This is a genomic window from Ectothiorhodospira marina (assembly GCF_900109495.1).
Lineage (GTDB): Bacteria > Pseudomonadota > Gammaproteobacteria > Ectothiorhodospirales > Ectothiorhodospiraceae > Ectothiorhodospira > Ectothiorhodospira marina.
Window position 1 is genome coordinate 108,260 of the sequence record NZ_FOAA01000011.1, and the last position, 12,776, is coordinate 121,035.

Annotated in this window: 17 protein-coding genes and 1 pseudogene; 14 read left to right on the forward strand and 4 right to left on the reverse strand. The window is 62.5% G+C overall.

The features are described from left to right. Nucleotides 1-74: 74 nt before the first annotated feature. The 13 genes from BMY52_RS10435 (at nucleotide 75) to BMY52_RS15860 (ending at nucleotide 8,532) form a co-directional block, all read left to right on the forward strand. Complete coding sequence (locus tag BMY52_RS10435; RefSeq protein ID WP_245740780.1) at nucleotides 75-626, forward strand: L,D-transpeptidase; 552 nt, start codon at nucleotides 75-77, stop codon at nucleotides 624-626. A gap of 33 nt (nucleotides 627-659) precedes the next feature. Then, nucleotides 660-2,828 carry a malate synthase G gene (locus BMY52_RS10440; protein ID WP_090254145.1) on the forward strand — a complete coding sequence of 723 codons (2,169 nt, stop codon included), beginning with the start codon at nucleotides 660-662 and terminating at the stop codon, nucleotides 2,826-2,828. Between the two features lie 305 nt (nucleotides 2,829-3,133). Then, nucleotides 3,134-3,409, forward strand: coding sequence for a type II toxin-antitoxin system Phd/YefM family antitoxin (locus BMY52_RS10445; RefSeq protein ID WP_090254146.1), 276 nt, complete (start codon nucleotides 3,134-3,136; stop codon nucleotides 3,407-3,409). Continuing rightward, nucleotides 3,409-3,750, forward strand: coding sequence for a type II toxin-antitoxin system RelE/ParE family toxin (locus tag BMY52_RS10450; RefSeq protein ID WP_090254147.1), 342 nt, complete (start codon nucleotides 3,409-3,411; stop codon nucleotides 3,748-3,750). Before BMY52_RS10445 ends, BMY52_RS10450 begins: the two co-directional genes overlap by 1 nt. 142 nt (nucleotides 3,751-3,892) lie before the next feature. Then, nucleotides 3,893-4,570: a TIGR04283 family arsenosugar biosynthesis glycosyltransferase gene (locus tag BMY52_RS10455; protein ID WP_245740781.1), complete on the forward strand. Its 678-nt coding sequence runs from the start codon at nucleotides 3,893-3,895 to the stop codon at nucleotides 4,568-4,570. Nucleotides 4,571-4,581: 11 nt separating this feature from the next. Beyond that, nucleotides 4,582-5,202 (forward strand): TIGR04282 family arsenosugar biosynthesis glycosyltransferase, encoded by a 621-nt coding sequence (locus BMY52_RS10460; protein ID WP_090254178.1) that lies wholly within the window; start codon nucleotides 4,582-4,584, stop codon nucleotides 5,200-5,202. Between the two features lie 31 nt (nucleotides 5,203-5,233). Next, nucleotides 5,234-6,193 (forward strand): arsenosugar biosynthesis radical SAM (seleno)protein ArsS, encoded by a 960-nt coding sequence (arsS, locus tag BMY52_RS10465; RefSeq protein ID WP_090254149.1) that lies wholly within the window; start codon nucleotides 5,234-5,236, stop codon nucleotides 6,191-6,193. A gap of 250 nt (nucleotides 6,194-6,443) precedes the next feature. Then, entirely contained in the window at nucleotides 6,444-6,719 is a 276-nt protein-coding gene (locus tag BMY52_RS10470; RefSeq protein ID WP_090254150.1) for a hypothetical protein, read from the forward strand. Nucleotides 6,720-6,805: 86 nt separating this feature from the next. Continuing rightward, a complete protein-coding gene (locus BMY52_RS10475) occupies nucleotides 6,806-7,012 on the forward strand; it encodes a hypothetical protein (protein ID WP_177169931.1) in 207 nt (68 codons plus the stop codon). A gap of 41 nt (nucleotides 7,013-7,053) precedes the next feature. After that, entirely contained in the window at nucleotides 7,054-7,593 is a 540-nt protein-coding gene (locus BMY52_RS10480) for a GNAT family N-acetyltransferase (RefSeq protein WP_090254151.1), read from the forward strand. 90 nt (nucleotides 7,594-7,683) lie between these two features. Further along, a complete protein-coding gene (locus tag BMY52_RS10485) occupies nucleotides 7,684-8,124 on the forward strand; it encodes an HIT family protein (RefSeq protein WP_218140423.1) in 441 nt (146 codons plus the stop codon). Nucleotides 8,125-8,199: 75 nt separating this feature from the next. Beyond that, nucleotides 8,200-8,403 (forward strand): hypothetical protein, encoded by a 204-nt coding sequence (locus BMY52_RS15200; protein WP_143050469.1) that lies wholly within the window; start codon nucleotides 8,200-8,202, stop codon nucleotides 8,401-8,403. A 3-nt stretch (nucleotides 8,404-8,406) separates the two neighbouring features. Continuing rightward, nucleotides 8,407-8,532: a nucleotidyltransferase family protein gene (locus tag BMY52_RS15860; protein ID WP_281244081.1), complete on the forward strand. Its 126-nt coding sequence runs from the start codon at nucleotides 8,407-8,409 to the stop codon at nucleotides 8,530-8,532. Between the two features lie 166 nt (nucleotides 8,533-8,698). Here BMY52_RS15860 and BMY52_RS15865 read toward each other — a convergent pair. From BMY52_RS15865 to BMY52_RS10510, 4 genes and pseudogenes are all read right to left on the reverse strand, one after another. Continuing rightward, a pseudogene (locus BMY52_RS15865) lies at nucleotides 8,699-8,830 on the reverse strand (YgiT-type zinc finger protein); the annotation flags it as partial. A 2-nt stretch (nucleotides 8,831-8,832) separates the two neighbouring features. Next, a complete protein-coding gene (locus tag BMY52_RS10500; RefSeq protein WP_090254153.1) occupies nucleotides 8,833-8,976 on the reverse strand; it encodes a type II toxin-antitoxin system MqsR family toxin in 144 nt (47 codons plus the stop codon). Further along, nucleotides 8,958-11,177, reverse strand: coding sequence for a TOTE conflict system archaeo-eukaryotic primase domain-containing protein (locus BMY52_RS10505; protein WP_090254155.1), 2,220 nt, complete (start codon nucleotides 11,175-11,177; stop codon nucleotides 8,958-8,960). The genes BMY52_RS10500 and BMY52_RS10505 overlap by 19 nt, the downstream gene beginning before the upstream one ends. A gap of 85 nt (nucleotides 11,178-11,262) precedes the next feature. Then, nucleotides 11,263-12,228, reverse strand: coding sequence for an Rpn family recombination-promoting nuclease/putative transposase (locus tag BMY52_RS10510; RefSeq protein ID WP_090254156.1), 966 nt, complete (start codon nucleotides 12,226-12,228; stop codon nucleotides 11,263-11,265). A gap of 250 nt (nucleotides 12,229-12,478) precedes the next feature. On the opposite strand from BMY52_RS10510, the gene BMY52_RS15870 reads away from it, so the two are divergent. Continuing rightward, nucleotides 12,479-12,679, forward strand: coding sequence for a DinB/UmuC family translesion DNA polymerase (locus BMY52_RS15870; protein ID WP_090254158.1), 201 nt, complete (start codon nucleotides 12,479-12,481; stop codon nucleotides 12,677-12,679). Nucleotides 12,680-12,776: the final 97 nt, after the last annotated feature.

The window sequence follows — 12,776 nt, forward strand, 5'->3', positions numbered from 1 at the left end:
CTCTGTGTCTGCTTGCCTTTGGCCCGATGGCGGGCGCGGGCTGGTATGTGGAAACCTTCGATAGGGAGCATGAGATGGCGCCGTGGTATCAACCTGTCCTCAAGCGACTGCAGTCGGATTTCCCCGAATTCTTCGTGGCCGATCCGGTCGCCGTGGTGCGCATTGATGAACAGCGGCTCTACCTGATCCGGCAGGGAGAGATTCAGCGGGAATATCCGATTTCCACCTCCCGCTTTGGCATTGGCAATGAGGATGGCAGCCTGCGCACCCCACTGGGCGTGCATCGGATCCACAGCAAGTTTGGCGACGGCGCGCCCAGGGGCACGGTGTTCCGGGCCCGCGAGAACACGGGTCAGATCACGCCGATTGTCACCGCGCCTGAGCGTACTCCCCAGGACTTCGTCACCACCCGCATTCTCTGGCTGGAAGGGCTGGAGGACGGCGTGAACCGAGGGGAGGGGATCGATTCCTTCTCCCGCTATATTTATATTCATGGCACCGACGAGGAAGGTCTGATCGGTCAGCCCGCCTCGGAGGGCTGCGTGCGCATGACCAATGCGGATGTGATAGAACTGTTCGACACCATGCCCGAGGGGACGCTGGTGGTCATCCAGTCGTCACCCTGAAAGCCCCAGCCTTAAGCAAGCAGAGGACAGCATATGAGCGAGTACGTCACGGCGGGTCAGTTGCAGGTTGCCGCCCAACTGCACGATTTCATCAACCGGGAGGCCCTGCCGGGCACGAACGTCTCTGCCGAGGCCTTCTGGGGTGGCCTGGACCGGATGGTTCATGATCTGGCCCCCAGGAACCGTGCATTGCTGGAGAAGCGCGACGCCCTACAGGCGTCCATTGACGACTGGCACAAGGCGCATCCTGGCCCCGTGGATATGCAGGCCTATCAGGACTTCCTGCGGGAGTCCGGCTACCTGCTGCCCGAAGGCGAGGACTTCCAGGTCACCACGGCCCATGTGGATGCCGAAGTGGCCAGTCAGGCCGGACCGCAGTTGGTGGTGCCGGTCATGAATGCCCGCTATGCCCTGAATGCCGCCAACGCCCGTTGGGGCAGCCTGTATGATGCCCTCTACGGCACCGACGCCATTGCCGATGCGGATGGCTGCGAGCGCGGGTCAGAGTTCAACCCGCGGCGTGGCGCCAAGGTGGTGGAGTTCGCCCGGCATTTCCTGGACGATGCGGCCCCCCTGCAACAGGGCAGCCATGTCGGTTCCAAGGGCTATGCCGTGGTGGACGGCGTGCTTCGGGTCACCTGCGCCGACGGCAGCGAGACCGGCCTGAAGGTCCCGGGGCAGTTCAAGGGCTACCAGGGTGAGGCCTCGGCCCCCAAGGCGCTGCTCCTGGAGCACAACGGCATCCACTTCGAGATCCAGTTCGATGCCGCGCATCCCATCGGCAAGACCGATTCCGCCGGCATCAAGGATGTGCTCATGGAGGCAGCATTGACCGCCATCATGGACTGCGAGGACTCGGTGGCTGCGGTGGACGCTGAGGACAAGGTGGAGGTCTACCGTAACTGGCTGGGCCTCATGAAGGCTGACTTGTCCACCACCTTCGATAAGGGTGGACGCAGTGTGGAGCGGTCCATGCACCCGGACCGGGAATACACCACGCCCGAAGGCGGCCGCCTGGTGATGCAGGGTCGCTCGCTCATGTTCGTGCGCAACGTGGGGCACCTCATGACCATCGATGCCGTGCGTGACAAGGAGGGACAGCCGGTCCCCGAGGGCATCCTGGACGGGATGATCACCAGCCTGATCGCCCTGCACGACCTGAACAAGACCACCGGGCTGCGCAACTCCCGCACCGGTTCGGTGTATATCGTCAAGCCCAAGATGCACGGTCCCGAAGAGGTGGCCTTCACCAATGAGCTGTTCGGGCAGATCGAGGATGCCCTGGGCATGCCCCGCAACACCCTGAAGGTGGGGGTGATGGACGAGGAACGGCGCACCACCTTGAACCTCAAGGCCTGTATCCGTGAGGTGAAGGAGCGCATTGTCTTCATCAATACCGGCTTCCTGGATCGCACCGGGGACGAGATGCATACCTCCATGGAGGCCGGCCCCATGATCCGCAAGGCCGCCATGAAGAACTCCCGCTGGTTGCAGGCCTATGAGGACTGGAACGTGGATGTGGGTCTGGCCTGTGGCCTCAAGGGACACGCCCAGATCGGCAAGGGCATGTGGGCCATGCCGGACCTGATGGCCGACATGCTCAAGCAAAAGGTGGGGCATCCCAAATCGGGCGCCAACACCGCCTGGGTGCCATCGCCCACGGCGGCCACGCTGCACGCCCTGCATTACCACCAGGTGAAGGTGGCGGATGTGCAGGCCCAGCTGGCGGGCCAACGCCGCGCCCGGCTGGAGGATATCCTCACCATCCCGGTGGAGGCCGATCCCCACTGGAGCGCCGAGGAGATTCAGCAGGAGCTGGACAACAACGCCCAGGGCATTCTGGGTTATGTGGTGCGCTGGATCGATCATGGTGTGGGCTGTTCCAAGGTGCCCGACATCAACAACGTGGGCCTCATGGAGGACCGGGCCACCCTGCGCATCTCCAGCCAGCATATCGCCAACTGGCTGCACCACGGTATCTGCAGTGAGGCCCAAGTGGTGGAGACCCTCAAGCGCATGGCCCAGGTGGTGGACGAGCAGAACGCCGCTGACCCCACCTATCACGCCATGTCGGCCGACTTCAATGCTTCGGTGGCCTTCCAGGCGGCCTGTGATCTGGTCTTCAAGGGTCGCGAGCAACCCAACGGCTACACGGAGCCGGTGCTGCACCGGCGCCGGATCGAGGCCAAGGCACGGGGCTGACAGGTCCCGGAGTGCGCAAGGACCGCGCCTTTGCCCGGTCTTGCCCTCATACGGTGACAGACAAAGGGGCGGTAGATCGGCCACTCGCCCGTGATGGGTGAGATACCCGTAATGGGTGAGATACATGTAATCCAGACCCTGATCGCCGTCCTCCGCCCCGGCGATGAGCTTGGAGGGGACTGGCCCAGGCTGCGACCGGAGCAAGACCGTGTGGGTCTTGGCTGGCTGAGTGCGCCGCTACGCAGCAGGTTGTGAGGAGACTGATAAAAGACTATATTAGGTCCGATTATTTCAGGAGCAGAGCCGTGCGCTACTCATCCCAAGTCAAGCCCATCAGCTACCTCAAGGCCAATGCCGCCGAGGTACTGACCCACCTTGCCGAAAACCGGGAACCCTTGGTCATCACGCAGAACGGGGAAGCCAAGGCTGTGCTGCAGGACGTTGCCTCCTTCGAGGAAACGCAGGAGACCTTAGCCCTTCTGAAGATCCTGGCGCTCGGCCAGCAGGACGTCGAGGCCGGTCGCCTTAAGCCGGTCGGCGATGTGGTGGCGCGTCTGCGTGCGAAGCGGACCGCGGTCTGATGGCCGACAGGCCGACGCGCTACGCGGTTCTGCTTGCGCAAGGCGCAGAGCAGGACTTGGAGTCCATTTACGACTACATCTGCGAGTTCGATGGCCCGGACCACGCGAACCATGTGCTCAACCGCTTGCTGGAGGTGGTGGAGGGGCTCGTCGAGTTTCCGGAGCGCGGGAGCTATCCGAAGGAGCTCATGGCGCTGGGCATCAAGGATTACCGCCAGACGGGGTTCAAACCCTACCGTGTGATCTATCGCGTCCTGGGCGACCGGGTCGTTATTTACTTGATCGCCGATGGTCGCCGGGACATGCAGTCCGTGCTGGCTCGCCGGCTTCTGGGTGCTTGACCCGCAGCATCCCGATAAAGCACGCCCAGGGTCACCACGGCCGCGATGAACGCCAGCAGGACCCCGCTCACAGCTATCCCATCAATCGCCGGGCGGAGGATGCACCAGCGCGCCACGAGGACCCATTGTGACCGGGCAGGCGTTGGCCGTGATCGTGCCGGTCCTGAATGAGGCCGCCAATCTGCCGTCCCTGGCCCGAAACCTGGGTGCCGCAGTGGCCGAGGACACCGAAATCCTCCTGGTGGACGGCGGGAGCCTGGATGACACGGTGGCCGTGGCCGAGGGCCTTGGACTGCCGATCATCATCTCGGCACCCGGGCGGGCCCGTCAAATGAATGCCGGCGCAGCGGCGACCCGGGCACCGGTCCTCTTGTTCCTGCACGCCGATACCCACCTGCCCATGGGCGCCGACGCTCGGGTACTCGATGCCCTGAAGGGCCGTTCCGGCTGGGGACGTTTCAATGTCCGTATTCGTGGGCGCAGCCGTGTGCTGCTCCCCCTGGTGGCGGCACTCATGAACCAACGCTCGCGTCTCACCGGGATTGCCACCGGCGATCAGGCCCTGTTCATGCGGCGTGAATTCTTCGATGCGGTGGGCGGCTTTCCGGATCAGCCCTTGATGGAAGACATCGAGATCAGTCGCCGACTCGGGCGGATCACGACCCCCCGTTGCCTGCGGATGCGAGTGACCACCTCGGGACGACGCTGGGAACAGAACGGGGTGTGGCGGACCATCCTGCTCATGTGGCACCTGCGTTGGTCATACTGGCGCGGTACGCCAGCCCACACCCTGGCACAACGCTACAATGACCAGGGATGAGACAGGACGCCATGCCCCCCGAAACGCATATCCTGATCTTTGCCAAGGCTCCCCGTGCCGGTCTGGCCAAGACCCGTCTCATCCCGGCGCTGGGCCCCCAGGGGGCGGCGGTGCTGGCCGAGCGTCTTCTGAACCATGCCATCCACGAGGCCCTGGGCGCCAGCCTTGGCCCGGTGACCCTGTTGAGAACGCCGGATGGGGCCGGTGCCTGGGCCGATATCCCGATGCCCCCGCGCCTGGCCACCGGACCTCAGGGAGAGGGCGATCTGGGTGCGCGCCTCGCCCGGGGTGCCGCGCGGGTGCTGTCCCGCGGACAAGGGGTGATCGTCATGGGCACCGACTGTCCCGGGCTCACCCAGGATCGTCTGCGTGCCATGGCAGTGGCCCTGGTCACCCATGATGCCGTCATGACCCCCGTGGCCGACGGGGGCTATGCGGCGTTGGCCCTGAGTCGTTTTCATTCGACCCTCTTCGAGGGGATCGATTGGAGCACCCCCCGGGTCGCCCAACAGACCCGTGAACGCATTCACGCATTGGGGTGGTCCCTGAGTGAGCAACCCGCATTGTGGGACATCGACGAGCCCGATGATCTGCGCCATCTCCCAGGGCACTGGGAGGAATGCACGACTTGACCGCCGCAGGGCCGGCCACGAAGGAGATTCCATGAGCGCCATTCTGCAAAAAACGCAATCCACCACCTTCCCGGCCATCCGGCGTGGGCGGCTGGAAACCCTGCAGGTCAACGTGGGCTATGTCTGTAACCTGACCTGCTTTCATTGCCATGTGAATGCAGGGCCCAATCGTCGGGAGAAGATGGATCGCACCACTGCCGATCTGGTGCTTGATTATCTTCGCGGTGCCGGGATTCACACCCTCGACCTTACTGGCGGTGCGCCGGAGTTGAACCCTCAGTTTCACTACCTGGTGGAGCAGGCGCGGGGGATGGGGGTGCATGTGATGGACCGTTGCAATCTCACGGTGCTGGAGCAGCCGGGCCAGGACGATCTGGCGGCCTTTCTGGCGGCCCACCAGGTGGAGGTGGTGGCCTCCCTGCCTTGCTACACCCAGGATCATGTGGACACCCAGCGCGGCGAGGGTGTCTTCGAGCAGAGCCTGGCAGGCCTGCGGCAACTGAACGCCGCGGGCTACGGACAACCCGGCAGCGACCTGGTGCTCAACCTGGTCTATAACCCGCTGGGGCCTGATCTGCCGCCCCCGCAGGCGCAGTTGGAAGCCGACTACAAGGATCACCTGGCGCGGGACCATGGCATCGTATTCAACGGGTTGTTTGCCATCACCAACATGCCCATTCACCGTTTTGCAAAGCAGCTTCGCAAGAACGGTCAGTACGAGGCCTACATGATGCTCCTGAAGGACGCCTATCGGGATGAGAACCTGGCAGGCCTCATGTGCCGAAACCTGCTCAGCGTGGACTGGCAGGGCTACGTGTACGATTGCGATTTCAACCAGATGCTGCGCCTTCCCCTGGGGGCTGGCACACGGCAGCGTACCCATCTGCGGGAGGTGATCCACCGGGACCTGGAGGGCGCATCCATCACGGTTGCGGATCATTGCTATGGGTGCACGGCCGGCCAGGGTTCCAGTTGCGGCGGGGCGCTCTGACCGGGTCGTCAGGACCCACCGGACACCCCAGGCCTTGGTCCATGAGCAGGTGGTCTGCATCGGCAAGGCGCTCCACGCATCAACTGAACGGACGTCTCAGTCATGGGCGGCGTCCCTAAGTATTAACACTGTAGGTATTCATCCGAATGTTGGTCAGGGGTGACGCGGCCTATTCTGAAATCAAGCTCAAGGTACACGGCAACACCGCCTTGGGATGAGATCCGAAACCGCGATTGGAAGGAGAATGACCATGAAAACCCTGACCTTGAAAAACAGCCTCATTGCCGGCACCGCCACGATGATCATCGCCACCACGGGCCAGGCCATTAGCTCCGAGTGGGATCATCTGTTGCAGACCTATGTGCCGGCGGGCGCGGCATACCAGACCACCCTGACCACGCCACCCAGCGACGCGCGTGCCTCAACGGGCAACGTGGTGGTGGGTTCGGTCTATGATCCGCACCTGCAGGCCTTTGTGGGCAAGGTGGAGGACCAACCGGTGGGTTCGCCCCGTTCAGCCGCATAGTCCAGCTCCGCCGAGCCGGCCAACATTGCCGGGTCACCCTCGGCGAGGCCGGTGATCTGGTATTCACCCTGCACAATGATCCGGAGATGCTCGCCCAGATGTTTGAGCAGGATGACGTGCCGTCGTCCCACCCAACCACGCTGCAGGTGAAACTTGTGAGCGGCCAGGCGGATCGGTACGTGTTCGTGGACGGGCCCCTGCCGGGTGTGACCGGCTATTTTGTCCGTGACGGCCACGGCCGGGCACAGGCGCTGCATCTTTTCGGGCGCCGACTGCCGCTTCGGGAGCTGTGATTGCCGTGTTGATGGGGAGGAGACCTGAAGGAGAGCCACCCATGAAATTTTCGCAAGCATTCAAAGGGCGGGAGCAGGACATCATTGATCTGTTCCATGCAACCTTTGCCCGCGCCGAGGGCGCGGAGGAGGGCGCATTGATCGGCAATCTGGTCCGCCATCAGATGGCCGACACCGCCGAGCCGGATCTGCATGTCTTCCTCGCCGAGATGGATCGAGCCATTGTTGGCGGGGCGATCTTTTCCCGGCTGACCTACGATCAGGATGACCGGTCCGTGTTCATCCTTGCGCCGGTGGCCGTTGCGAGCGAGTGGCAGGGGCAGGGTGTCGGCCAGAAACTCCTGGCCCATGGCTTGGAAGCGCTGAGGAACGCCGGGGTTGACGTGGTCCTGACCTATGGTGATCCGAGCTACTATTCGCGTGTCGGCTTCAAGCCCATCACCGAGTCGCTGGCCCCGGCGCCCTTTGAATTGAAGCAGCCCGAAGGCTGGGTGGGACAATCCCTGACGGGTGGGGAGATGGTGCCTTTCAAGGAGGCGCCGCGCTGTATCCCGGCGCTCAATGATCCTGTCTTCTGGTAAGGACGCTCACATCCAAGCGATCCATACTGCGGCCGGATCGACCAACTGCATGTATCCTGCGTGCGATGTGGGTCGACAGGAGGAATCGCCGTGTTCGAGTTGGATGAACGTCTGGAGGCGGACAGCGTGGCAGTGGGAACGCGGGATGGCTGCCTGGTGAGGCTGTTTCGGGACGCGCGCTATCCCTGGCTGCTGGTGATCCCGGCGATGGGCTGCTTCCGCGAGTGGTGGGAACTCGCGCCGGGTCAGCGCATGGCGGTGGACGGGGTGCTTGCCGAGTGTGCCCGTGTGCTGTCACTCCTGCCCGGCGTTGAAAAGACCAACCTTGCGACGCTGGGTAATCTGGTGCCCCAGTTGCACTGGCATGTGGTGGGGCGCCACACGGGTGATCCCGCCTGGCCGGGGCCGGTCTGGGGGCACGGTGATCCGCAGCCTTACGATCCTGGGGAGCAGGCGGACCTGGTGGCCCATCTGCGCAGCGCGCTGGATCTTCATGCTGCTGACCAGATTGGATCACACTGCGTGCGATAGGCCGGCTCGCTCAACACAGCGCCTGTTCGACCAGGTTAAACCCAAGAGAGGTCGGCTGCGATCGCAGAGGAACTGATGGCGGAACACGACGCCCGACCGTACATGGGTGTCGTGGACGACCATCGAAATAATGTCATGAATCCGTGCCAGACAATCCTTGCCATCGATGCCGCCTGGACACCTACCAGCGCCGGGCGCACAGTGCCCCTGGGTGATGAGGATGCGGCGATCTGGTGTCCGAGGGATGTGGTGCGCACTGAGCCCGCCCTTGGAGGCTGAGCGATGGACAGACAGTGTGCCCTTGACCTGCTGAGCCGCAGCAAGCCTGAGTTGCAGGCCCGTTTCGGCGTGACCCGGCTGGCCCTGTTCGGCTCCACAGCCCGTGATACCACTTCACAGTGGCAGTGATGTCGATGTGCTGGTGGCCTTCGACGGTCCTGCTACCTCCAACCGTTATTTCGGCGTGCCCGCTGGGAGAGCAACACGCGCCGTATTCATTCCACGAAGGCCTGGTGCGGGCCCGTCTGCTCGGGTGCCTTGAGCCAGTCGACCAGCTTGCCCAAAACTCGATCTCCCCACACTGGTCACAGAACCAACCGCGTACGTTGCCCACCTCTTGGGTGAGCCCGTCCAGGCTGGCCTTCACAGTGCGTGTTTCGAGATTCATCTGCCCGGTTTCGCAAAGTGTGCAGGTTCGATTGGTCATCACTATCGCCTCTTGAATGAAATCACAATAGCTCCGTCAGAGCGAAGAGTGAATTTCACGTAGGCATCACCTGCTGGGGTTGGAACGTGGTATACGTCCTGCCATATTTGGTGATCCCTATATGTCGTCATGCTCTTGTGGAACATTGGGCGTTCCACTTTTCATCCGCGTGCCCGGCAGCCGCCATCAAAGTCGTTTTCAATTCGTACCCCATGGCCCGATACCCTCGCTGGCGCCTGGCCCACATGCGGGCGAGCTGGGGCTGATCGATCTCGGCGTAGTCGTGGATCCGCACATCCCTTTTTTCGGCATGCTCTCGGTGCAAGCGCCCGGCATATTGCTGCAGGGTGCCTTTCCAGGAGATGGGCATGGCCAGTACCAGGGTATCGAGCGGCGGATGATCGAAGCCTTCACCGATCAGGCGACCGGTGGCCAGCAATACCCTGGGCGTGGATTCGTCCAGTGATTCCAGTTCGGCAAACACCGCCGTGCGCTGTTTCCTCGACAGGCGGCCATGCAGCACGAAAACATGTTCGATTTCATTCCCCAATGCCCCCCGCAATAACGGCAGATGGTCTGTTCGCTCGGTGAGCACCAGCACTTTGCGTCCTTCCCGGTAGGCGGCCAGCACATCCTCAGCGATGCACCGGTTGCGTGCATCATCAGTGATCAGGGTGCGGAATACGTCCTGTATGGGGGAGTCTGGCGCCAGTTCCGGTGCGGGTAGCATTTTCGGCCAGACTTCGAGCCTTTTTGGACCCGTTTCGGGTCTGCTGGCGGTGTGCCTGATGGGGCCGCACTGCATGAAAATGATGGGGTGATGGCCATCGCGTCGAACGGGGGTGGCCGTCAGACCCACCACGTATTTCGCCCTGGCCTGCTTGAGTATCGACTCGAAGGAGAAGGCTGACAGGTGGTGGCATTCATCAATGATGATCTGGGTGTACTGGTCCAGGAACTCGCCCAGGTCTTCACGGCGTGTCAGTGATTGCATGACGGCGATGTCGATCTGGCCAGAGGGCCTTTTCTTGCCCCCGCCAATGACACCCAGTCCCCCTTTGGGAAGATCCAGGAATCCGCCCAGACGCTCTTGCCACTGACGGAGTAATTCCGTGCGATGCACCAGTACCAGGGTGCTGACCTTTCGCCGGGCGATCATGGCGGCGGCAGTCACGGTCTTGCCGAAGGCCGTCGGCGCACAGAGTACGCCGAATTCGTGTTGGATCATCTCCCGCATGGCTGCCTTCTGATCCGGGCGCAAGGTGCCGGTGAACCTGGCCTTCACTTTCTGCCCGGCAAGGCGTTCATCCTGCAACTCTGGATGGATCTGGTTCTGTTGCAATAGGGCCAGCACAGCTTCAAGGCAGCCGCGCGGGAGGGCTACATGCCGGGGGAGATTCTCTGCGCAGCCGATGATGCGCGGTTTGTTCCACACTGGCAGGCGCATGGACTGCGCCTTGTAGAATTCCGGATTCTGGAAGGCGGCGAGGCGGATCAGTCGATTGGCCAGGGGTTGTGGCAGGTCTGCCTTGGCGATGAAGATCTGGTTGGCCAGTACCAGCGGGAGCGAGTCCGGTAGTGGGCCGCTCATCAGGGAGGGTGTCGAAGAGGGGCGTTCCCAGGGTGCGCTCTCTTCTTCCTCTGAGGTGAAGGCCACATCCAGCGGGTTGCGACCGTCGCTGGCCCGCAGGAGGGCCTTCTCCATGTCCTGATGGGACATGGGTTGCACGGATGCCAGAAAGGCCCACTGATCCGGATAGGGTTGCAGGTGTTCATCCACGAACACACTGCGATCCAGATCCCTGTGTTGTTTCTGCAGGGGCAGTGCGATCAGGTTGCCGAAGCCACCTTTGGGCATGGTGTCCTGATTGGGGAAGAGACGGTCGTAGCTGGCCAACGACAACTGCCGGGTGCGGTGACAGGTGTGACTGATCAGGGCAGCCCCCAGTTGCCTGGCCTCGCGGGCTGGAATCGGCTCGGCAAAAAAGATCCAGATATGAGCGCCGTTCCCCGATCGAGATATTTCTAGTGCGGCCGGGAGACCCAGATCCTGGCAGGTATGCATGAACGCCCTGGCATCTTCCCGCCAGTCGGGCCCATCGAGGTCAGCCGCAAGAAAGAAACAGCGGTCATTGCTCAGGAGCGGGTAGACGCCGATGGTTTGCCTTCCGGCCAGGTGGTCATAGATGACCTGATCGGTCACCGGCAACAGTTGACGGTGACTGCAGTCGCTGCATTTCACTCTGGGTTTGTGGCATGGGATGCCATGGCGGCTCAGTAGATCCTTGAGGCGAGCGTTTTCTTCACGTAACCGCCATAACTCCTCTTGTTCGCCCTCAGCGACCATCAACTCCTCTTCACCGGCATATTGGTGGCGATTATCCCGGACGGATGCGGTCTGATCACGATCCCGTACAAGGGTACGATGGAACTCAGTGTCTGGGCGTTTCGCTCAGCAAGGCTTCAAGCGTCTCTGCCTCCAGGATGGCGTCAGCCCAGGTTTCCAGTTGGTCGGGGCCGGCTTGGTCGAGCCGGGTCTGCGCCCATGTGGGGATCGCGCCGTACTTCTTGACGATCAGACGGGCCAGCATGCGACGAGTGCCTTGCTCAAGCCCCTCCTGGCGCCAGCGTTCCGGCCATTTCTTGATGCGTTCAGCCAACATGGTGTGTACCTCATGCAGTTCCTGTAAATCGTTCAGTTCGGGCAACTCCATGCCGGGTGCCCGATGGGGGAGCAGCACGCGCCGTATCCAGACCACGAAGGCCCGGCGCAGGCCCGTCTGCTCGGGTGCCTTGAGCCAGTCGACCAGCTTGCCCAGGACATTGAGCATTTCCTGCTCGTCACGGTTGTTCTCCAGCCGGAAGAGGGCGGCGACCGCATTGCGTGCCGGCTCCGACCAGGCCGGGTCGTTGACGATGGCCCCCTCGTCCAGCAGGAGATAGCCAAGGGCAGGGCGGTAGCGCTCCAATCCTCCCGGTACCTGTTCGACCAGATCGGCGATATCAGGTGCCGCACGCCAGCGTTCCTCTCCATTGTAGAGCACCACCGGCAGGACAGGCGGCAGCTTGCCGCTGGGCGTCAGTTTGTTCTGGCGGATCAGGTCCTGGTAGAGCAGTCCCACATAGCTCATGATGCGCACCGCCATGAACCGGTCCACGCTGCTTTGAAATTCCAGCAGCAGGTATACATAGAGCCAGTCTCCTCCCCAGCGGATGCGCCAGATGATGTCATCCTCACGATCGCGCAGCTCGTCGGTCACATAGGAGCCGCTGACCTTCTCCAGGCTGGTGAAATCGAGCTGTTCCACCCAGGCTTCCTTGACGAAGCCGGTCAGCAGGTCGCGAACCATGCGTGGGTGAGAGAAGAGCAGCTTGTAGCTGTTGTCGTGATGGGTCATGGAGATAGGCGGTCTGGATCATCCGGTGTAATGAATGGGGCCATGATGAGGATACCCCAAAGGTGCGTCGAGATCCTCGAATGGAAACGTATCCGGAGCCGGTGATTTCACAATGTTCACAGGCTGTTCTGATGGATTTTTGTGGTGCCGTGAAGGGTCGGAAGCTGGGGTGGGCGCAGAGGGCAGAACTCGTTTTTGGGGCCTGCATAGCGTGCCCAGGATTGTGCCGCGCTAGAGCGAGTGTCGCACACTGACCCGGGACCACACGCTGCGCGAGCCCATTGATGCGCAGGCGGATCTGCTGGTCGCCAGCCGGGAGTGCCTGCGCCGGGCGCCTCTGGATCGGCCGTTGCGACTGCTGGGTGTGCGCATGAGTGCCCTGGTGCCGGTTGCCGGTGTCGCTGAAAATCCTGGAGTCTGGGAGCAGGGCGAGTTGGCCTTCGACGAGTGAAACTGACGGCCTGCTACCCAACGCCCCGCGAAGGCGACAACCGTGGCAGCAGGAGCCCACTTTGAGCGCGCCACTGGCCGTGCTCTATTGGAAAGCG